Genomic DNA, 21,367 nt, shown 5'->3' on the forward strand with positions numbered 1-21,367 from the left:
GCCAGTAGTGTCGGTCTGCCTTAGTTTCATCGCCATGGCCGAGACCACCTACGCCGTCGCGGACCGGATCGCCACGGTGACGTTGAACCGCCCCGAGGCGCGCAACGGCTACACGATCCGGATGGCCGACGAGCTCGGCGCGGCGATGGACCGCGCCGACCGCGACGAGGACGTCCGCGTGGTGGTGCTGACCGGCGCGGGCAACGACTTCTGCGTCGGCGCCGACCTGTCCCAGGGCGGGTTCGACTTCGACCCGGCGACCGGGCCGGACGCGGCCTGGCAGGAACCCGCCGGCCGCTGCTCGAAGCGGATCTTCACGATGAACAAGCCGGTGATCGCGGCGCTGCGGGGCGCGGCCGTCGGCGCCGGCAGCACGATCACGCTCCCCTGCGACTACCGGCTCGCCTCGGAGGACTCGCGGTTCGGCTTCGTCTTCACCCGCCGCGGCATCTACCCCGAAGGCGCGTCGGCCTGGTTCCTCCCCCGGCTCGTCGGCATGGGCACCGCGCTCGACTGGATGATCAGCGGCCGCGTCTTCCCCGCGGCGGAGGCCCTCGCGAAAGGCTTGGTGCACCAGGTTTTCCCGACCGGGACGGTGCTCGACGAGGCGTACAGGCTGGCCCGTGAGCTGATCGCGAACACCGCGCCGGTGTCCGTCGCGGTCACCCGGCAGCTGCTCTACCGGATGGCGAGCGCCGATTCGCCGTTCCCGGTGCACGAACTCGACTCGCGGCTGATCGGCGGCCTGGGCACGAACGCGGACGCCGTCGAAGGCGTCATGTCGTTCCTGCAGAAACGGCCGCCGTCGTGGGGCCTGCGCGTCGACAAGGACCTGCCCGGCTACCTCCCCTGGTTGGACGCATGACCGCCTACCCGCCGCAGCCCTGGCACCTCGTCGCGGACGCGCGCGTCTCGATCTGGCGCGTCCCGGTGGCCGACCTGCCCGCGGTGCCCGCCGAACCGCTGGTGATCGCCGGGCACGCGTCCGTGTTCACGGCCTGGATCGACTACACGCCACCGGGCCAGCTCGCCTACCACGAGCTGCTGGCGGCGGTGGCGGTCAAGGGGCGCCGGGTCTCGTGCTCGATCACCGAGATCTGGGTCGACAGCGAAGTCTCCCTCCACGGCGGCCGCGACCTGTGGGCGATCCCGAAGGACCTCGCCACGCTGGACTTCACGAGCGGCCGCACCTTCACGGCCACGGCGGCCACCGCGGACGACTGGATAGCGACGGCGGCGTTCAAGGGCCGCGCCGGCTTGCCGTTGCGGCTGCCGACGTCGTTCGACGTCGTCCAGGAGCGTGACGGTCTCCTGCGGACGCCGGTCGGCGCGAAGGTCCGCCCGCGTCCGGCGTCGGCGGACTGGAGCTTCAACCCGGGCGGTCCGCTGGGCTACCTCGCTTCGCGACGCCCGGTGACGAGCCTCGAACTCCTCGCGTCCGAGTTGCGCTTCGGCGCCTGACCGTCTTCCGGCGTGCCCTCTCGCGCCACCCGATCAAGCTCAGCCGGGCCGCCGCCCCGCGTTCCGCCCGGCCGAGCGGCGTGTCGGCCGCTCCAGGCCGCCCCGGTCGAGGCTCGAACCGGCCCCCGAACTCCCTGTTCCGGGGCCTGAGCAGCACCTCTCGGTGACCGCGTAACCCGCGAGGGTGAGACCGCGACACGCCACCCATTGGGGCACGTGCAGCCTCCAACCCCTACATGTAGTCTCTGTGGACCGGCAACGCCCAGCGACGGGGAGACCGCTGCAGAGTACTGCCGGGCAGCTTCGAAGAACTTGCAGCACATGGCCTCATGAGACCCTGTGGCGATCCAACGCGTCCAAATTTGGAGACACGCATGTCAGTCGAAACCGGTCAGCGGCCGCCCGCCGCCGCCGACTCCAGCCCCACCGCGATCCGGGTCATCCGGCGGGACGGCAGCGTGTCGCCGTTCGACGCCGGGAAGATCTCGGTCGCGCTGACGAAGGCGTTCCTCGCGGTCGAGGGCGGCGACGCCGCCGCGTCCTCCCGCGTGCACCACGTCGTCGCCGAGCTCACCGAGCAGGTCGAGACCACCCTGCTGCGCCACGCCGGTCCCGAGACCGCGCTGCACATCGAGCAGATCCAGGACATCGTCGAGCTCGCGCTGATGCGCGGCGAGCACCACAAGGTCGCCCGCGCCTACGTCCTCTACCGCGAGGAGCACAGCAAGGCCCGCAAGGCGACCGAGCCCACGACGCCCGCCGAGGCGACGCTGAGCGTCAAGGGCGTCGACGGCGTGCTGCGTCCGCTCGACTGGGCCCGCGTGTCCCACGTCGTGGGCGAGGCCGTCGCCGGGCTCGACGCCGTCACCGCCGAGCCGGTGCTGGCCGAGGCCAAGCGCAACCTCTACGACGGCATCAGCGCCGACGAGCTCGCACTGGCCCAGATCATGGCCGCCCGCGTGCTGGTCGAGCAGGAGCCGAACTACTCCTACGTCAGCGCCCGGCTGCTGCTGGACAAGCTGCGCGGCGAGGCCCTGAGCTACCTCGCGAAGAAGCCGCGCCTGGCCAGCCAGGACGAGATGGCCGGCGAGTACCCCGCGTACTTCCGCGACTACCTGCGCCGCGCGGTCGAGCTGGAGCTGGTCGACGGCGAGCTGCTCTCCTTCGACCTGGAGAAGATCACCGCGGCGATCGAGGCCAAGCGCGACCTCGACTTCGGCTTCCTCGGCCTGCAGACGCTGTACGACCGGTACTTCCAGCACCACAACGGCGTCCGTTTCGAGCTGCCGCAGGCGTTCTTCATGCGCGTCGCGATGGGCCTGGCGATCCGCGAGGACGACCGCGAAGCCCGCGCCATCGAGTTCTACGAGCTGCTCTCGACGTTCCACTTCATGGCCTCGACGCCGACGCTGTTCAACTCGGGCACCACCCGCGCGCAGCTGTCGTCCTGCTTCCTCACCACGGTGGACGACGACCTGGACTCGATCTTCCAGGCGTACAAGAACAACGCGCTGCTGGCGAAGTACTCGGGCGGCCTCGGCAACGACTGGACCCCGGTCCGCGGCCTCGGCGCGCACATCAAGGGCACCAACGGCCAGTCCCAGGGTGTCGTGCCGTTCCTCAAGATCGCCAACGACACCGCCGTCGCGGTCAACCAGGGCGGCAAGCGCAAGGGCGCGGCCTGCGCGTACCTCGAGACCTGGCACGTGGACATCGAGGAGTTCCTCGACCTGCGCAAGAACACCGGCGACGACCGCCGCCGCACGCACGACATGAACACGGCCAACTGGGTGCCGGACGAGTTCCTGCGCCGCGTCGAGGCCGACGCGCAGTGGACGCTGTTCTCGCCGAACGAGACCCCGGACCTGCACGACCTCTACGGCAACGCGTTCTCGCAGCGCTACGCCGAGTACGAGGCGATGGCCGAGCGCGGCGAGATCAAGGTGTTCCGCAAGATCCGCGCGGTCGAGCTGTGGCGCCGGATGCTCACCATGCTGTTCGAGACCGGCCACCCGTGGATCACGTTCAAGGACCCGTGCAACCTGCGCTCGCCGCAGCAGCACGTCGGCGTCGTGCACTCGTCGAACCTGTGCACCGAGATCACGCTGAACACCAACAGCGAAGAGGTCGCGGTCTGCAACCTCGGCTCGGTCAACCTGCTCAAGCACGTCACCCCCGAGGGCCTGGACACCCAGCGCCTCGAGAAGACCGTGCGCACGGCCGTCCGCATGCTGGACAACGTGATCGACATCAACTTCTACACGATCCCGGAGGCGCGCCGCTCCAACCTGCGTCACCGCCCGGTCGGCCTGGGCATCATGGGCTTCCAGGACGCGCTGTTCGAGATCGGCGTCCCGTTCGCCTCCGCCGACGCCGTGAAGTTCGCCGACGTCTCCATGGAGCACCTCTCCTACTACGCGATCTCGGCCTCGACCGACCTCGCCGAGGAGCGCGGCCAGTACCAGTCGTTCGAGGGATCGCTGTGGAGCAAGGGCATCCTGCCGATCGACTCGCTGCAGCTGCTCATCGACGCCCGCCGCGGTGACGGCCTCGACGTCGACACCTCCACCACGCTCGACTGGGCGCCGCTGCGCGAGCGCGTCAAGACCGTCGGCATGCGCAACTCCAACGTGATGGCGATCGCGCCGACCGCGACGATCTCCAACATCTCGGGTGTCGGCCAGTCGATCGAGCCGCTGTTCCAGAACCTGTTCGTCAAGTCGAACATGTCCGGCGACTTCACCGTCGTCAACCCGCACCTGGTCCGTTCGCTCAAGGCACGCGGGCTGTGGGACGAGGTCATGGTCAGCGACCTCAAGTACTTCGACGGCAGCCTCGGCAAGATCGACCGGGTGCCGGACGACCTGAAGGCGCTGTACGCCACGGCGTTCGAGATCGAGTCGAAGTGGATCGTCGACGCCGGTTCGGTGCGCCAGAAGTGGATCGACCAGGCGCAGTCGCTGAACCTGTACATCGCGGCGCCGAGCGGCCGCAAGCTCGACGAGCTGTACCGCTACGCGTGGCACAAGGGCCTCAAGACCACGTACTACCTGCGGGCCCAGTCCGCGACGCACGTGGAGAAGAGCACCCTGCGCGGCACCGACGGCAAGCTCAACGCCGTCTCGGCCGGCACGGCCACCGCCACCGCGGCTCCCGCGGCTGCCCCGGCGGCTCCGGCGGCCACCCCGGCCCCGGCGCCCTCGCCGTCGCCGGCCGCGGCCGTCCCGGCGATCCCGGTGACCGCGCCGGCCGCCAAGCCGGAGCCGAAGGAGCTGCCGAAGACGGACGTCGACTTCGTCACCACCGAAGGCGCCGCCTGCCGCATCGACGACCCCGACTGCGAAGCCTGCCAGTAAGCCCGCCCCGGCTCGTGAGTGGTAATGAGGGTTCTAACCCTCATTACCACTCACGAGCCCACCTGCCGAAGTGAGCGATATGACCAACGTGGAGACGACCGGCGTCACCGGCCTCGGTGAGATCGAGGTCGGGGCGGCCCGGATCAACGTCGACGACAAGCGCATGATCAACGCGCGCGCCGACGTCAACCAGCTGCTGCCGATGAAGTACCGGTGGGCGTGGGACAAGTACCTGGCCGGCTGCAACAACCACTGGATGCCGACCGAGGTCGCCATGCAGGCCGACATCGCGCTGTGGAAGTCGACCGACGGCCTCACCGAGGACGAGCGGCAGATGCTGAAGCGCAACCTCGGCTTCTTCGCGACCGCGGAGTCCTTGGTGGCCAACAACATCGTGCTCGCGGTGTACCGCCAGATCACCAACCCCGAGTGCCGCCAGTACCTGCTGCGCCAGGCGTTCGAGGAAGCCGTGCACACGCACACCTTCCAGTACATCTGCGAGAGCCTCGGCCTGGTCGAGGGCGAGCTGTTCAACATGTACCGCGAGGTTCCGTCCATTTCGGACAAGGACGCGTGGGCGCTGAAGTACACGCAGCACCTGGAGGACCCGGACTTCGAGACCGGGACGCCGGAGGCCGACACGGCGTTCCTGCGTGACCTCGTCGCGTTCTACGTGATCTTCGAGGGCATGTGGTTCTACACCGGCTTCGCGCAGATCCTCTCGCTCGGCCGCCGCAACAAGATGGTCGGCATCGCCGAGCAGTACCAGTACATCCTGCGCGACGAGTCGATCCACCTGAACTTCGGCATCGACTGCATCAACCAGATCAAGATCGAGAACCCGCACCTGTGGACCGAAGAGTTCCAGGAAGAGGTGCGCGGGATGCTGAAGGACGCGTGCGAGCTGGAGGTCGCGTACGCGCGTGACACCATGCCGCGCGGGATGCTCGGCCTGTCGGCGCAGCTGTGCGAGCAGTACATGCACTTCATCACCGACCGGCGCGCGCAGCAGATCGGCCTCCAGCCGATCTTCGGCGAGACCGAGAACCCGTTCCCGTGGATGTCCGAGGCGATGGACCTGAAGAAGGAGAAGAACTTCTTCGAAACGCGCGTCATCGAGTACCAGTCGGGCGGCGCCCTCGACTGGGACTGAGTTCTCCGTAAGTCAACTGCTTCACCGACGAAGGGCAGGTCATGAGTGGTGTCGATACCGTGCGAGGGATCGGCTATCAGCAAGCTCATGCCGTCCGCATCGCCCTTGACGTGTACTCGGATGAGGGCCTTAGCGCCCTTCGCGTCGAGGGTACCGAGGATGTCATGGACATCGAGATCCATGACATCCTCGGTGTCGTTGCAGCAGCGGCACAGCTCAAGTCGCGGGTCAGTAGCAAAACCTGGGGTCGCAAAGAGCTGCTCGACATCCTGCGCACGTGGGCCACTCTCGATGTCGCCAAGGCGGCTTCTTTCGAACTCATCACCAATGGCGAACTCGGGCCGACCGGTAACACGGTAAGGACCGCCCTCGATGCGGCAGCCGACGGCGACCCGGCTGCGCTCGCGGAGCTGCTCGACACCGACCCGTCCGGCGATGTCTGTCAGGTACTGAGCCGGGCTCACATCCGCCTCGAGACCTCCGACGCTGAAACCGTGCTGCAGGACGCCGAGCGAGAAGTGCGTTCGATGCTGCCGGGTGCGAGAACGCCAGCGGACCTCGAGGAAACGGCTCGGCACATCGTCGACGAGCTGTTCCGTCTTCTCATGGATCGGGCTGCGCGACGCGACCAGGCTGAACGCATCGTCACGAAGGCGGAGATCGCCGAAGTCCTCGGCGGGCTGGCCCACGTGGCAAAGTCCGATCGTTGGCCAGGAACCCTGCAAGCCGAGTACCGGCGAGAAATCGTCAATGACCGGCCGACCTCGGTCTCAGCGAAGCTCAGCCGCATTGACTTCGCCGCTTCGTTCGAAGCCACGCAAGAGACCGACGTGGCCGTGCAGAGTCTTCTCGACATCAGCGGCCCCGTCGTTCTAGGCGGAGGTACCGGTACAGGAAAGTCCACGACAGCGCGGCAACTTCGTTACGAAGCTGCCGCGCGCGAGAGAACGGTCATCATCGGACACGCCGAAACCTACTTGGAGGGGCGACTGGACGCCCTGGTGGCGGATTCCCTGTCCTCCGCTGTGGGCCGCACGCTCCCTGCCCTTATCGGGCGGCAATTGCTCAACGACTCCCAGGTAATTCTGGTGATCGACGGAGTTTCCGAGGTTCCGCAACGGGTGCAAAAAAGACTTCGCGACGAACTCCGGGTGCAGGCTTCGACGGAGACCGGGGCACGGATCGTGCTCATCGGACGGGACCTTGCCGTTTTGGGGTCCATTCTTCCTGTGACCGCAGCATCGGCTCGATTCCGCATCTCCGGCTTCCACTGGGCCGAACGCCACGAACTCGTTCGGCGGATAATGGGAGAGTCCCAGGATCACGAGTGCCGCCAACTCGCAGCACAGGCGGAACATGCGCTTGGAGACGCTGCCGGCAATCCCATGCTGCTGTCGATGGCTATCCGTCTGCTCCTCGACGGCATCGAGTTCACGGACCGCGCGTCGATCTATCGGGCCACGATAACCCGGCTAGCAGAGCGCGGACGCGCAGCGGACCTCGACGTCGCGACAGCTGCGCTGGGTATCGCGTTTGCGAAACTGCTCGATGAGGGTCGCCGATACGCCAACCCGGTTGAGTGGAGCCGCCTGCTCGAGGGTGCCGTCCGCAATCTGGAGGAGATGGGCGTTCCGGTCGACCTCGATTCACTGCGCGAGACGCTTCAGCGAACGGGGCTCGTCGCGCCAATCGGACACACTCAGGCTCAAGCGCCGATCCACGATTCCTTCGCGGATTACCTCGCCGGCGCGGCCGCGGCCGACGGCCTCGCCCCTTGGCCGGACCGACTCACCCAAGGCGACGAGCAGCGAGTGCTCTTCGCCGCCGCGATCGGCAAGGTGAGCGACGAACTCGCCGATAAGGTTTCGCAAGACCTGCCATACCTAACGGTCCATTTGGCTGACTACGACACCCGTCCGATCGGCACATCGGGCCCAGCGGAGATTTTTACTCTTCTCCGACGACTCGCGCCGGCAGACTCCCTGCGGCCGACCCAGATGTGGCGCGACGGCGACCGTTTAATCGCTTCCCTTTGCGGGGATGCCTCCAGCTGGATCGACCCGGACAACGGAAAAGAGTTGACTCGAAGCTCGCCCACCGCAGTGTGCGCTCCACCGATCGGTCCCCTTGGCGTGGCAGTCAGGTTGTGGCGTCTGCTTCTCTTGGAGACCCTGGCGACCACACGTACCGCACGTAAGTCCTACTTCGAAACGCGCGAAGCAGCTTGCAACGCGCTCGAACGCCAGGCAACAGAGGAAGTCGAAGCACTCACCGAGCTCGTTCCCGCCGTGGCACCATCAGGGCAGGCAGAAATTCTGGCATCGACAATTGGTCCTTACGGATTAACCGCAGCAGTCCAGGAGCGAGTTGACTTCCGAGGTGCGACCTACTGGAGTGTCGAATTCCTTCGCACTAACGAAGTAGCTATCGGCCATGACGTCCCGTCGTCAGGCTCTGACCCATTCACTGGACGTACCGCACTGAGCCACCTGGTCGAACGGCCGGCCCACCAAGTGGCAGTCAGTCGGCTATGTGACGCGATCAACGAACTGACTGTTCGAAAATGGCTTTGAGCACTCAGTTTTGAAATTTCTGAACTGGAGACCTTTGTCAACTGAAGCAGATCTTTGGCAGAGCATCTGGAAACAGGCTAACACCTGGTCCGAAACGCCGATCGCCACGACAGTACGGACTCATCTCCCCCGTAATTCTTCACAACGTTCGGAAGGTGCGCCAGGCGTACTCCAGGAACTGAGCGCCGGATTCGGCGCCGCAATGGTTCACCCTCTCAGACTCGGCACTAGCGTCCCGCATCTCCTAGAGATGAACGTAGGCTTCCGACAGGCGACGGTCGACGCAGAACTCGATCATTGGCTTGCCGCGACCAGGCGACTTGAGTCCGCACATCGCATGACCGTCGCCTGGTTCAGGTCGAGGCTGCCCGGTTACCCTTTGTTGAAGGCGCCACAGCTCTGCCGCAACACTCCGCTCACCACTGAAGAGTGGACCTTCGAACTCGGTTGGACCCGCGACGAACGACAACGTGGCCTCCAGTTCCAAGATAAACCGTCCGACGTGAGCGCCCTCTTGGATGCTTCAGGGGAAACGAGCGAGGAGCTGATACACACCACTCAATCCGTGGCCTCAACGCTCAGCAAGACGGACCAATGGCTTTCGTTCGAGGACGAAGCAGCAAGCTTGGACGATAGCGCGAAGGAAGAACTAGCAGTCGCTCGCAAGCATCTACGAGAAGCCCTCTCGCCGGCTTCTGTCGACGCTCACGAACCGAACCTGGCTCTCCCTCGCAACGAGTACCGCAGCCAAACCACTTCCGATCTCATCGGGTCGCTCACAGGGAAGGCCCGTTCGTACAGCGAAGCCTTCGAGCGGGTCAATCGCTTGATCACCGTGGCGACCAGCGATGTCTTCGGGCAACTGGTCGCCTTCGGCGAACCCCCTACCTTGTCGGTGACCAATCTAGACCTGCGCGGCGACAAATCCGCGAACATCCAGTTCGAGGCGCCTGAGCACTACACGGTCTTGCTGGACTGCGGAAACGTCGCCTGGCTGGACGACACTCTCGTGACGGATGCGGTCCGAATCGAGTCACTGTCGACGAGCCTGATGCCGACCGGCGATGGCATGCTGAGACTCGGTGCCGTGATCCTCGACGGAACAGCTGATGGCTGGCAGCGGAATCGGCGCTAGACTCGGCCACGCCACTGGTTCGCCAGGGCGTGGCCGAGCTTTGTTGTGTGTGAGGTCACACTCTGTCGAGGCAACAGGGAACCCGGTGTGAATCCGGGACTGCCCCGCAGCGGTGAGTGGGAACGAAAGCCGTCATGTAAGCACTGAGCGCGAGCTTGGGAAGCGACGGCCGGTAGGCGCGAGCGGTACGCCCACGAGTCCGAAGACCTGCCCGTGGTGCGTGCGCCGACGGCGTGCGCGAGTCCGGGCCTCGTGGGATGGGCACGCACCGAAACGCTCGCCGCCGCGCGCGTCCGGACTCCTCGAACGAGCTCGCGAGGAGAGAGCTGTGACCGAAATCGGCACCACTGTGCTGGGCTACCCCCGGATCGGTCCGGACCGGGAGCTCAAACGCGCCCTCGAGCGCTACTGGGCGGGCAAGAACGACGAAGCCGCACTGCTGGCCACCGGCCGTGAGCTGCGGGTTCAGACGTGGCAAGGACTGCGGGACGCCGGGCTGGACTCCGTGCCGTCCAACACGTTCTCGCACTACGACCAGGTGCTCGACACCGCCGAGCTGTTCGGCGCGCTGCCCGCGCGCTTCACCGGGCTCGGCCTGTCGAAGCTCGACACCTACTTCGCGGCCGCCCGCGGCGTCCAGGACGCCCCGGCGATGGAGATGACGAAGTGGTTCGACACGAACTACCACTACATCGTCCCCGAACTGGGCCCGGACACGACGTTCGCGCTCACCGGCTCCAAGCCCCTGGACGAGTACCGCGAAGCCCGCGCCCTGGGCATCGAAACGCGGCCCGTGCTGGTCGGGCCGGCGACGTTCCTGCTGCTGAGCAAGGGCGACGAGGGGTTCCGGCCGCTGGACCTGCTCGACGGCCTGCTCGACGCGTACGCCGACCTGCTGCGGCAGCTGCACGACGAGGGCGTCGAGTGGGTCCAGCTCGACGAGCCGGCGTTCGCCGGTGACCGCTCCGAAGACGAGCTGAACGCGCTCATCCGCGCCTACCACCGGCTGGGCAAGGAGACCGCGCGGCCGAAGCTGCTGGTCGCGGGCTACTTCGGCGGCCTGGGCCGCGGGCTCGGCGTACTGGCCCGCTCCCCCATCGAGGCGCTCGCCGTCGACCTGGTCACCGATGAGTCCTTTGTGGACGCGGTGGCGGCCGAAGGGGCGTTGCGGGACAAGGAGGTCCTGGCCGGGGTCGTCGACGGCCGCAACGTCTGGCGCACCGACCCGCAGAAGGCGCTGAGCCGGGCCGCGACCCTGCTCGGCGCGGCGGCGAAGGTCAGCGTGTCGACGTCGTGCTCGCTGCTGCACGTCCCCTACGACGTCTCACGGGAGGACCTCGACCCGCGGCTCAAGGGCTGGCTCGCCTTCGCGAAGCAGAAGGTCGACGAGGTCGTCCTGCTCGGGAAGGCGCTCGCGGGCGAGGACGTCGACCTGACGGCGGCGCGTCAGGTCGTCGCCGATCGCGCGTCGGCGGCCGAGCTGGCCGACGATCAGGTGCGCGCCCGGCTCGCGGACCTGCGCCCGGAGCACGCCGTCCGCGCGCCGTACGCCACGCGGGCCGCGGCGCAGCAGGCGGCGCTGAACCTGCCGCCGCTGCCGAGCACGACGATCGGGTCGTTCCCGCAGACCGTGGAGGTCCGCAAGGCGCGGGCCGCGCACAAGGCAGGCGCGCTCGACGACGCCGGGTACGACGACGCGATGCGCGCCGAGGTCGAGCGGGTCGTCCGGCTGCAGGAGGAGCTGGGCCTCGACGTGCTGGTGCACGGGGAGCCCGAGCGCAACGACATGGTGCAGTACTTCGCCGAGCGGCTGGCCGGGTTCGCCGCGACCGACCACGGCTGGGTGCAGTCCTACGGCTCCCGCTGCGTCCGGCCGCCGATCCTCTACGGCGACGTCTCGCGCCCGGTGCCGATGACCGTGGCGTGGGCCCGCTACGCGCAGAGCCTGACGCCGAAGCCGGTCAAGGGCATGCTGACCGGGCCGGTGACGATCCTGGCGTGGTCGTTCGTGCGCGACGACCAGCCGCTGGGCGACACCGCCCGGCAGGTCGCGCTGGCCATCCGCGACGAGGTGCACGACCTCGAAGCGGCGGGCATCCAGGTCATCCAGGTCGACGAGCCGGCCCTGCGGGAACTGCTGCCGCTGCGTTCCCGCGACCACCAGGCGTACTTCGACTGGGCGGTGTCGTCGTTCCGGCTGGCGACGTCCGGGATCGCCGACGCGACGCAGATCCACACGCACATGTGCTACTCGGAGTTCGGTGAGGTGCTGCCGGCGATCGACGCGCTCGACGCCGACGTCACCAGCATCGAGGCGGCCCGCTCGAAGATGGAGGTGCTCGCCGACCTGACGGCGGCCGGCTTCGGCCGCGGCGTCGGGCCCGGGGTGTACGACATCCACTCACCGCGCGTGCCGTCCCCGGCCGAGGTGGCCGGCCTGCTGCGCACGGCGGCGGGCGCGGTGCCGGCGTCGCGGGTGTGGGTCAACCCGGACTGCGGCCTGAAGACCCGCGGTTACGCGGAGGTCGAGCCGGCGCTGCGCAACCTGGTGGAAGCGGCCCGGCAGGTGCGCACCGAGCTGGGCTGAGGCCCGGGGCGGGCCGCCGCCCCCGTCATCCAGTTTACCGGCGGGGTCCGACAGAACCGCGGCTCCAAAGCCGTGAGGGGCACCTTCAGGGACGTGACGTCCCTGAAGGTGCCCCTCACGGCTCACCCGAAAAGACTGTTGTCAGGTGGTCAACAAGAGTGCATCGTGGAGGGACAGCCGATCTCGACGGGGAGATGGTCACCTTGACGCGCACTGTGGGCCGGGCCGCCGAAACGTTGCGCGAGCGCGTGCCCCCGCTGACCTCGCTGCCCCTCCCCCGCGCCGTCGACCAGCGGTGGCTGCGGTCGCGCTGGCCCGTCCAGGAGCTCGCGACGCCGCCCGCCGGCAGCGGCCTCAAGCCGGTGCTCGGCGACGAAGGCCCGCCCGTGGTCGGGCACATGCTCGAGATGATGCGCTTCGGCCCCGCGTTCGGCCTCCGCCGCCACGAGCTCTACGGCCCGGTGTCGTGGACCGGCGGGTTCGGCCGCCGGATCGTCGCGCTGTCCGGGCCGGAGGCGACGCAGATCGCGCTCGTCAACAAGGACAAGGCGTTCTCGCAGGAGGGCTGGAAGTTCTTCATCGAGCGGTTCTTCGAGCGCGGCCTGATGCTGATGGACTTCGGCGAGCACCACCTGCACCGCCGGATCATGCAGGAGGCCTTCACCCGGGCGCGGCTCACCGGCTACGTCAACGAGATGGGCCCGGCCCTGCGCGAAGGCGTCGCGGGCTGGGGCTCGCACGAGCGGCCGCGGCTGTACTGGTCGCTCAAGCAGCTGACCCTCGACGTCGCGACGCGCGTGTTCATGGGCATGCGCAGCGGCGCCGACTCCCACCGGATCAACCGCGCGTTCGTCAGCTCCGTGCGGGCCGGCACCGCGCTGGTGCGCGTCCCGGTGCCCGGCGGCCGCTGGTCGGCCGGACTGCACGGGCGGAAGGTCCTGGAACGCTACTTCGGCGAGACCCTGCCCGCCAAGCGGGCCGCCGACGGCGACGACCTGTTCGCCGCCCTCTGCCACGCCACCACCGAGGACGGCGACCGGTTCTCCGACACCGACATCGTCAACCACATGATCTTCCTGATGATGGCCGCGCACGACACGACGACCATCACCAGCAGCGCCATGGCCTACTACCTCGCCAAACACCCGGAGTGGCAGGAGCGGGCGCGCGCGGAGTCGCTGGCGCTGGGCGACGACGTCCTCGACATCGACGCCATCGACCGGCTGGAGACGCTCGACCTCGTGATGAAGGAGGCGCTGCGGCTGGTCGCGCCGGTGCCGTCGCTGACCCGCCAGACCGTCAAGGACACCGAGGTCCTCGGGCACTACATCCCGGAGGGCACGCTCGTCGGCGTCTCGCCGACGGTGAACCACTTCGACCCCGGGTGCTGGACCGACCCGTTCCGCTTCGACCCCGAGCGCTTCGCCGAGCCGCGGCGCGAGGACAAGTCGCACCGGATGGCGTGGATGCCCTTCGGGGGCGGCGCGCACAAGTGCATCGGGCTCCACTTCGGCGGTCTCGAGGTGAAGCTGCTGATGCACGAGATGCTGCGGGCGTACCGCTGGTCGGTTCCGGAGAGCTACACCGCGCGCTGGGACTACGTCTCGCTACCGGTGCCCGCGGACGGTCTCCCGGTGCGGTTGACGCCTCGCTGACCCGCCACCCGTCCGGGTACCGATACACATGGTGACACGATGTCACCAAATCGTGGAGGTCTGTCACTCGTTCAGCCGGTAGACACCCCGTTACACACGTGATGGCGTGGCATCGGCCGCGGCCGACGGGTGCCCCGTGCGGGTTCCCGGACATCGGCACCGCGCCTGAACTGGCCAGACCTGTGCGTGAAGAAGGTGGAGTGTGTCTGAGCCCGGTGCCGCGCCAGGGTTGGTGGACGTGGCCCGCAGGTGGGCGGCGACGCTCGCTGACACCAAAGGAGTAACGCTTCCCCCGGAAGAGCTCGAACAGCTCCTGCTCGGGGTCGCGACGGACGCGGTCGACCACGTCAGCTCGGGGCACGACGGGGCGCTGCTGCGGTTCAGCGCGCTCTACGCCGCGTCGCCGATGGGGATCGCGCTGGCCGACCCGGACGGCGGGATCGTCGAGGCGAACCTCGCGCTGGGGCAGCTGCTCGGGTGCCCGCCGGACCGGTTGCGGGGCCGGCACATCACCGAGCTCGGCTCGACCGGCCACGACGTCTCCCGGCTCAAGGCCGGGCTGGAGCACGTGAGCACCGGCGTCGAGCGCTTCCGGGAGCGGATGCTGCTCGACCACGTCGACGACGGCAAGCTCTGGACCGACGTCACGCTCGCCCGGCTGCCCGGCGACCGGCCGGGCTCGGTGTACCCGGTGCTGATGGTCTCCGACGCGAACGAGCTGCACCTGCTGCAGGAGCGGCTGGTGCACCAGAACATCCACGACCCGCTCACCGGGCTGCCGAACGCGTCGTCGTTCACCACCAAGCTCGAAGCGGCGCTCGGCGCCGGCGCGCGTGACGACATCGCGCTGATCTACCTCGACGTCGACGGCTTCAAGGTCGTCAACGACGGCCTCGGCGCCGGCGTCGGCGACCAGGTGCTGCGCGGGGTCGCGGGCAAGCTGTCCGCCGTGTTCACCGGCCACCACGACGGGTTCGTCGCGCGGCTGTCCGGCGACGGCTTCGCGGTGCTGCTGCGCGGCGAGCTCTCCGCCGCCGAGGTCGTCGAGCTGGTCGAGCGCGCGCTGGAGGACCTCAACGAGCCGATCTACCTCGGCGGGCACGGCATCGGCGTGAGCGCCAGCGCGGGCATCGTGGTGCGCGCGGCCGTCGAAGACGGAGCCGCGGAGCTGTTGCGGGCCGCGGAGATCGCGCTGCACCGGGCCAAGGAGGCCGGCAAGGCGCAGTGGATGCTGTTCGACCCGGAGCTGGACGCCCGCGACCGCGGCCGCTACCAGCTGGGCGCGGTGATCGCCGGGGCGCTGGAGAACGGCGAGTTCTCGCTGGTCTACCAGCCGACGGTGAAGCTCGCCGACCCCGACCGGATCGCCGCGGTCAACGCCGGGCTGCGCTGGAACCACCCGGAGAAGGGCGAGCTCGGCTCCGAGGAGTTCTACCCGCTGGCCCAGACCACCGGCATGACGGTCCCGCTCGGCCGCTGGCTGCTCGCCGAGTCCCTGGCCGCCACGGCCCGCTGGCGCACCCGCCTCGGCGACGCGGCACCGGACGTCTGCGTCCGCCTGCCCACGCGGCTGGCCATCGACCCGGACCTGGTGATGCTGGTCCGCGAGCAGCTGACCAAGCACGAGCTGCCGGCGACGGCGTTGCGCCTGTGCACCGACCGCGACTCGGTCCTCGACCCACGCGGCGAGGTCCTGGACTCGTTCGCGGTGCTGGCCGACCTGGGCACGCAGCTGGTGCTGACCATCTCGGGCTCGGCGGACCTGGAGCTGATCCCCCAGCACGGCCTGCCGGTGAAGCACGTGATCCTGTCGGGCCCGGTGATCGACGCCCTGGACGCCGAGGAACCGGCCGAGTCCGACATCCGCCACCTGACCCAGCTGGTCACCCGCGCCCGCGAGCTGCAGCTGCGCGTGGGAGCGGAAGGCGTCCGCACCCACGAACAGGCGGCGCGGCTGCGCCAGCTGGGCGTGCTGGCGGCCCGAGGCCAGTTCGCCAACGACTCCGCCACGGGCGACGAGGTGGACGAGCTGATCGCGAGGCACCCGGCAAGCTGACGCGGATCCTGACCAAGCCGGTCGTACGTCGGCTCCGAAGGACGGGCAGGATGGGTTCTGCCGCCGACGAGAAGGGACCTCCATGGACGCCGGAGACCTCGCCCCCGATTTCACGCTGCCCGACGACCAGGGTCAGGAGCGCAAGCTCTCGGACTTCCTGGCCACCGGACCGGTGGTGCTGTTCTTCTACCCGGCCGCGATGACCGGCGGGTGCACCGCCGAGAGCTGCCACTTCCGCGACCTCGCCGCGGAGTTCGCCGAGGTCGGCGCGCACCGGGTCGGGATCAGCCCGGACGGCGTCACCAAGCAGCGGCAGTTCTCCGCGGCCAACGACTTCGACTACCCGCTGCTGTCCGATGTGGAGGGTGAGGTCGCCAAGCAGTTCGGCGTGTGGCGCAGGCTCCTGCCCCTGCACGCGAAGCGCGCGACCTTCGTGATCGGCGAGGATCGCCGGATCCTCGAGAAGATCAAGAGCGAGCTGAACTTCACCGTCCACGCCGATCAGGCGCTGAAGGTGCTGCGGGAGCGCAACAAGGTCGCCTAGGCGTCGAGCCGCCACACGTGGTTCGTGCCGGTGCACGCCGGCGCCAGCGGCTTCTCCGCCGGTTCCTCGCGCACCTTCGTGAACCCCAGCCGGGCGGGCACCGCCCGGCTGCGCGCGTTCAGCTCGTCGTGCATGATCTCGACGTAGCCGGCGCCGAGGCGGAACGCCTCCGCCGTCAGCAGCGCGACGCTCCGGGTCATCAGGCCGCGGCCGGTCCAGCCCCGGGCCAGCCAGTAGCCGATCTCGGCGCCGCCGTCGCGCGTCATCACGCCGACGCCGCCCGCCACCTCGCCGTCGACGCCGATCGCGTACTCGTACGCTTCGGCGCTCTCCCAGCGCTTCGCGGTCAGCCGGAGGAACTCCGAGGAGTCGTCCGACGTGTAACCGCCGGTCGCCCAGATCAGCCACGGCCCCAGCTGCTCGAGGGAGCCGCTGACGAGCGCGGTCAGGAGGTCGCGGTCGCCGGGATGCCAGCGGGTCAGCGTCAGGTCACCGTCGCGGTAGGTCTCGGCCGGGGTCTCCATCGATCCATGGTGCCCCGGCCGGGGCCCGCCGCGCGCGGCATTTAGTTCACGATGACGCTGTCGGGTACCTCGGTGTCGTTCTTCAGCGCGTCGAACAGCTGCTTGGACTTGTTCTTGTCCCAGTTCTCCGCCGACCCGCTGGTCACCGGGACCGTCGTGGTCACCACGCCGCCGGAGGAGATGCCGCGCATCGCGATCGCCAGGCCGGCGAGGTTGTGCACGTGGTCGCCGGAGTCCATGGTCAGCGCGTCCGGCGCCGCGGACAGCAGCGGGAAGAAGTCGAACGGGTTGAGCAGCGTGCCCGGGCTGGCGATCTGGCTGACCAGCGCGCCGATGAACTTGCGCTGGTTGGCGACGCGGTCGAGGTCCGACCGCGGGGTCGCGTCGCTGTGCCGCATCCGGACGAAGCCCAGCGCCTCGCGGCCGTCGAGGGTCTGGGGGCAGCCCGCCTTGATGCTGATGCCCGTCACCGTGTCGTTCATGTCCTTGTCGATGCACATCTCGACGCCGCCGATCGCTTCGACGATCTTCGCGAACCCGCCGAAGCCGATCTCCGCGTAGTGGTCGATGTGCAGGCCGGTGGCGCCTTCGACGGTCTGCGCGAGCAGCTTCGGCCCGCCGAGCGAGAACGCCGCGTTGATCTTGTTGGTGCCGTGGCCCGGGATCTTCACCTGGGAGTCGCGCGGCAGGGAGAGCAGCGTCGGCTTCGTGGAGTTGTCCGGCAGGTGCGCGACCATGATCGTGTCGGTGCGCTGGCCGCCGGCGGCCGCGACGTCACCCGTGGCGAGGTTCTCCTCGTCGGCCGTGGTGAGGCCCTCACGGCTGTCCGAGCCGACGATCAGCCAGTTGGTGCCGGCCGCGGCGACCGGGCGGCCGTCGTAGTCGGCCAGCGCGTCGACGCGCTTGATCGAGAACTCCAGGTAGACCCAGATGCCGGCGAAGAACACCACGAACACCAGCAGCAGCGTCAGCAGGATCCGGCCGAAGCCCCAGCGGCGACGCCGGCGCGGCGGCCGTGACGGCGGGTAGTCGTCACCCCGGTTCGGCGGGGTCTGGCGCGGCGGCGGGCCCTGGGGCGGCATGTACTCCGGCTCGCGGGTGCCCATCGGGCGGGTGCGCTCGTCGTAGGGGCTCTGGCCCCGGCCGGGCAGCGGCATCATCTGCGCGCGCTGGTGGTCCCGGGAGCGGCCGGCGGGCGGCCGCGGCGGGGGCATCCGGCGGCCGCCGTCATCGCCACGGTACGTCATCACCCATCACCCAATCCCGATTCGGACAAACGTGTCTTCGTCAGTCAACCGCACGTCCTCGCAAGGAGGACGTGCGGCACCGGGGTCGGGTTGGCCGCGGGAGGTTACTTGTCGGTCACCTCGTAACCGAACTGGTGGACCTTGAGGTAGCCGGAGCGGAACCCGGCCTCGGAATAGGCCAGGTAGAACTCCCACATCCGGCGGAAGACGTCGTCGAACCCGAACCCGGCGATGTCGGTCCAGCGGTGCAGGAACCGTTCGCGCCACAACCGTAGCGTGTGGGCGTAGTCCTGGCCGAACTCGCGCATCCCGGCCAGCCTGAGCCGGGTGTTCTCGACCAGGCCGTCCTCGATCGAGCGCACCGACGGGATGATGCCGCCGGGGAAGATGTACTTGTGGATCCAGGTGTAGGCGCGCGACGACGCCATCATCCGGTCGTGGTCCATCGTGATGGCCTGCAGCCCGAACCGGCCGCCGGGGCGCAGCCGCTCGCCGATGGTCGAGTAGAACGCCGGCCAGTAGGACGCGCCGACGGCCTCGATCATCTCGACGCTGACCACGGCGTCGAACTGCCCGCTCGACTCGCGGTAGTCGCACAGCTTCACCTCGACGCGGTCGCCGAAGCCGGCCGCGACGATGCGCTCGGTGGCCAGCGCGCGCTGCTCCTCCGAGATGGTGAGCGACGTGACGGTGGCGCCGCGCGCGGCGGCGCGGATCGCGAGTTCACCCCATCCGGTACCGATTTCGAGGACTTCGCTGCCCGCGCGGACCCCGGCGTAGTCCAGCACGCTGTCGATCTTGCGGTGCTGGGCGGCGGTGAGGTCGTCGGCCGGGCCGAACAACGCCGAGGAGTACATCATCGACTCGTCGAGGAACGTGCCGAACAGGTCGTTCGACAGGTCGTAGTGCCGGTGGATGTTGGCCCGCGCGCCTTCGAGGCTGTTCTCCTCGGACGGCGGCTGGGTGCGCTCGGCGATCTTCCGGAACTTCTGCAGCACCGGCGGCACGAGCGTGGCCATCCGCGCCGCGAACGGCGTCAGCACCTCGGCCAGGTCGGACGCGACCCAGTCACCCGCCATGTAGGACTCGCCGAAGCCGATCTTGGCGTCGACGCCGAGGCGGTGGAAGAAGGCCTCCGGACGCAGGATCCGCATCTCGGGCGCTTCCGGCCCGCCGTTGCCCAGCACCGTCCCGTCCGGGAACGTCACCCGGACGTCGAGCGGGCGGACCGCGCGGCGGAACAGGCTCGCGGCTATCCGCGCGCGCAGTGCGGAGTGCGGCGGGGCGGCCAGCCCCGGCCACCGGTTTTCGTCGGGGACGTCCTGAGTCGACGCGCGGTCGACACTCGAGGTGGTCACGGGTTCTCCCTCCGGCCGGCCTGGTGCGCCGGTGCTCGATCCTAATTGCCGCACCCCCGCGGCGCCCTTCGTCGAATGCCCTGTTCGGGGTGGTGTCACACGGGTATTCGGAGCCGCTCGGGTCCCGGCGCGGCCCACGCGCCCGTGAGTGTGTCGTCGGTGCTCCCGGCGATTACTTCCATTGTGAAAGCACTTGCCAGCCGGGTCCAGACGGAAGAGCGGCGCAGCATCGCGTGGCCCTCGTTGGCGATCTCGAACCGGGCCACCCGGGCGGCGACGCCCTCCGCGCGTTCGGCGAAAGCGTGGGACTCGACCGGGCTGGTCATCCGGTCGCGGGTGCCGTGCACGACGAGCAGCGCGCGCCCGGCGACGGCCCCGACGGGCTCGCCCCGCGGCGTCCACGGGGCCAGGGCGCAGACCCCGCGCACGGCCGGGTCGTCGGCCACGCGCAGCGCCACCCGGCCGCCCATCGAGTGCCCGACCAGCACCACCGGCAGGCCGGGGTGGTCGGCGTGGATGCGGTCGAGGGCCCAGCGGGCGTCCTGGATCGGGTCCATGGCGGGTGCGTTCCAGCCGTAGCGGCGGTTGCGCAGCAGCCGCACCTCGACGCCGTGCTCGCGCCCGGCCCGGTGCAGGGCGCGCGCGATCGGCACCATCCGCAGGTGGGCGAGCTTCCAGGGCGGGACGCCGCCCGTGCCGTGCTCCGCGCCGCCGTGCAGCACGAGCACGACCGCTTCGGTCCGCGGCCCGTGCGCCGGCCACACCGCCACCGCCGGTTCTGCCTCGCTCACCCACGCCCTCCCACTGTCCGGGACTCACTGCCCGCATCCGGATCAACCTGGATACGCCACCCGGCTATTCCACCGCGTACCACCATCTTCGCGGTAGATTCGGCGCCCGATCACCGACGGAAGGGTGGGTGTGGTGAGCGCCACGGACATCTCGGGCAGTGTCGCCAAGCAGCTGGCGGACGTCGAGCAGGCCAACGCCGAAGCAGTGCGGGCCGCGGCCGATCTGGTGCTGGGGGTGATCCGGGCCGACGCACTGGTCTATACCGCCGGCGCCGGGCACTCGCTGGCCGCCGTCGCCGAGACGTTCTACCGGGCCGGCGGGCTCGCGTGCGTCTACCCGCTGTACCACCCGGAGCTGCTGCCGCTGCACGGCGCGGTGCACAGCACGACGACCGAGCGCCGCACCGGCCTCGCCGAGGAGGTGCTCGCCGAGCGCGCGCCGGGCCCGGACGACGTGCTGGTCGTGTTCTCGACGTCCGGGTCCAACCCGTACCCGGTCGAGCTGTGCATCGGGGCGCGCGAGCGCGGCGCGGCCGTCATCGCCATCACGTCGCGGGCCTGCGTGGCCGCGGCGCCGCGGCGGTCGTCGAGCACGCTGGTCGAGCAGGGCACCGTGGTGCTCGACTCGCTGGTGATCCCGGGCGACGCGAGCTACCCGCCGGACGCCCCGCGCACCGCGCCGCTGTCCACTGTGGTCAACGCGTTCCTGTGGAACCTCGTGCTGGCCCAGGTCTACGACCGCGGCACGGCCGAAGGCCTCGACGTCCCGCTGTGGCGCAGCTCCAACGTCGAGGGCGGCGACGAGGCCAACAAGTCCCTGCTGGCCAAGTACAGCGAGCTGGTCCCCCAGCTCCGCTAGCCGGGACCGCGTGATTGAAGGGTCGTCACGCGTGATTCAGAGGTCGACACGCGTGATTGGCGGGTCGA

General features: G+C 69.1%; 15 protein-coding genes and 1 riboswitch. Of the genes, 11 read left to right on the forward strand and 4 right to left on the reverse strand.

Features of this window, described 5'->3' with window-relative positions; all coding sequences use genetic code 11:
* Positions 1-34: 34 nt before the first annotated feature.
* The 10 genes from OG570_RS44230 (at position 35) to OG570_RS44275 (ending at position 16,520) form a co-directional block, all read left to right on the forward strand.
* A complete protein-coding gene (locus tag OG570_RS44230) occupies positions 35-865 on the forward strand; it encodes an enoyl-CoA hydratase-related protein (RefSeq protein ID WP_326954645.1) in 831 nt (276 codons plus the stop codon).
* The gene (locus tag OG570_RS44235; protein WP_326954646.1) at positions 862-1,461 is read left to right on the forward strand and encodes an acetoacetate decarboxylase family protein; all 600 of its coding nucleotides are present in this window, start codon (positions 862-864) and stop codon (positions 1,459-1,461) included. Before OG570_RS44230 ends, OG570_RS44235 begins: the two co-directional genes overlap by 4 nt.
* 374 nt (positions 1,462-1,835) lie before the next feature.
* Complete coding sequence (locus tag OG570_RS44240; protein WP_326954647.1) at positions 1,836-4,817, forward strand: ribonucleoside-diphosphate reductase subunit alpha; 2,982 nt, start codon at positions 1,836-1,838, stop codon at positions 4,815-4,817.
* 79 nt (positions 4,818-4,896) lie between these two features.
* Complete coding sequence (locus tag OG570_RS44245) at positions 4,897-5,970, forward strand: ribonucleotide-diphosphate reductase subunit beta (protein ID WP_326947926.1); 1,074 nt, start codon at positions 4,897-4,899, stop codon at positions 5,968-5,970.
* Between the two features lie 41 nt (positions 5,971-6,011).
* A complete protein-coding gene (locus OG570_RS44250; protein ID WP_326954648.1) occupies positions 6,012-8,543 on the forward strand; it encodes a hypothetical protein in 2,532 nt (843 codons plus the stop codon).
* 250 nt (positions 8,544-8,793) lie between these two features.
* A complete protein-coding gene (locus OG570_RS44255; protein WP_326954649.1) occupies positions 8,794-9,678 on the forward strand; it encodes a hypothetical protein in 885 nt (294 codons plus the stop codon).
* A gap of 35 nt (positions 9,679-9,713) precedes the next feature.
* A riboswitch (cobalamin riboswitch) is annotated at positions 9,714-9,907 on the forward strand.
* A 99-nt stretch (positions 9,908-10,006) separates the two neighbouring features.
* Positions 10,007-12,265, forward strand: a complete 2,259-nt coding sequence (gene metE, locus OG570_RS44260; RefSeq protein WP_326954650.1) for a 5-methyltetrahydropteroyltriglutamate--homocysteine S-methyltransferase — start codon at positions 10,007-10,009, stop codon at positions 12,263-12,265.
* Between the two features lie 194 nt (positions 12,266-12,459).
* Entirely contained in the window at positions 12,460-13,920 is a 1,461-nt protein-coding gene (locus OG570_RS44265; RefSeq protein ID WP_326954651.1) for a cytochrome P450, read from the forward strand.
* Between the two features lie 238 nt (positions 13,921-14,158).
* A complete protein-coding gene (locus OG570_RS44270) occupies positions 14,159-15,976 on the forward strand; it encodes a diguanylate cyclase domain-containing protein (RefSeq protein ID WP_326954652.1) in 1,818 nt (605 codons plus the stop codon).
* A gap of 82 nt (positions 15,977-16,058) precedes the next feature.
* Positions 16,059-16,520, forward strand: a complete 462-nt coding sequence (locus tag OG570_RS44275; protein WP_326947922.1) for a peroxiredoxin — start codon at positions 16,059-16,061, stop codon at positions 16,518-16,520.
* On the opposite strand, the gene OG570_RS44280 is transcribed toward OG570_RS44275, so the two are convergent.
* The 4 genes from OG570_RS44280 to OG570_RS44295 form a co-directional block, all read right to left on the reverse strand.
* Complete coding sequence (locus tag OG570_RS44280) at positions 16,517-17,044, reverse strand: GNAT family N-acetyltransferase (RefSeq protein ID WP_326954653.1); 528 nt, start codon at positions 17,042-17,044, stop codon at positions 16,517-16,519. The two genes, OG570_RS44275 and OG570_RS44280, sit on opposite strands and share 4 nt — an antisense overlap.
* 41 nt (positions 17,045-17,085) lie before the next feature.
* Positions 17,086-18,291 carry an LCP family protein gene (locus tag OG570_RS44285; protein ID WP_326954654.1) on the reverse strand — a complete coding sequence of 402 codons (1,206 nt, stop codon included), beginning with the start codon at positions 18,289-18,291 and terminating at the stop codon, positions 17,086-17,088.
* Positions 18,292-18,395: 104 nt separating this feature from the next.
* Complete coding sequence (locus tag OG570_RS44290) at positions 18,396-19,649, reverse strand: SAM-dependent methyltransferase (protein WP_247049243.1); 1,254 nt, start codon at positions 19,647-19,649, stop codon at positions 18,396-18,398.
* A 95-nt stretch (positions 19,650-19,744) separates the two neighbouring features.
* Positions 19,745-20,440 carry an alpha/beta hydrolase gene (locus OG570_RS44295; RefSeq protein WP_326954655.1) on the reverse strand — a complete coding sequence of 232 codons (696 nt, stop codon included), beginning with the start codon at positions 20,438-20,440 and terminating at the stop codon, positions 19,745-19,747.
* Between the two features lie 130 nt (positions 20,441-20,570).
* On the opposite strand from OG570_RS44295, the gene OG570_RS44300 reads away from it, so the two are divergent.
* Positions 20,571-21,299 (forward strand): SIS domain-containing protein, encoded by a 729-nt coding sequence (locus OG570_RS44300; protein ID WP_247049241.1) that lies wholly within the window; start codon positions 20,571-20,573, stop codon positions 21,297-21,299.
* Positions 21,300-21,367: the final 68 nt, after the last annotated feature.

Source organism: Amycolatopsis sp. NBC_01286 (assembly GCF_035982555.1).
In the GTDB taxonomy this organism is placed as follows: Bacteria; Actinomycetota; Actinomycetes; order Mycobacteriales; family Pseudonocardiaceae; genus Amycolatopsis.